The sequence below is a fragment of the Paenibacillus sinopodophylli genome, from assembly GCF_005930355.1.
Classification (GTDB): domain Bacteria; phylum Bacillota; class Bacilli; order Paenibacillales; family Paenibacillaceae; genus Pristimantibacillus; species Pristimantibacillus sinopodophylli.
The window spans coordinates 1-216 of the sequence record NZ_VDBO01000106.1 but is presented as its reverse complement, the minus strand read 5'-3'; the positions used below and the strand labels follow the sequence as shown (position 1 = coordinate 216).

At 49.1% G+C, this 216-nt stretch carries 1 protein-coding gene; it reads right to left on the bottom strand.

All coding sequences use genetic code 11. The features are described 5' to 3' along the window. Positions 1-216, bottom strand: a 216-nt coding sequence (locus FGT79_RS30885) for a X2-like carbohydrate binding domain-containing protein (RefSeq protein WP_138756602.1), incomplete at both ends; no start/stop codon positions are given.

Genomic DNA, 216 nt, shown 5'->3' with positions numbered 1-216 from the left:
ATTTGTAAGGGTACTAAGCGTGTTACCGTTCAGCGTCAGCGTTACAGCTATATCCGCTTGCGCAGCTGTTTCTTTATCAAAGGCTGCTGTCGTTTGGCTCAATTGGCTGTTTTGCGGCGTTGTATCGCTCACTGTTACCGCCAATGTCTGAGCAGCACCCGCGCTAAAGTTAAACGATAGGTTTGTCGTGCCTACAGACTGCTGTGCCAAGTAAGA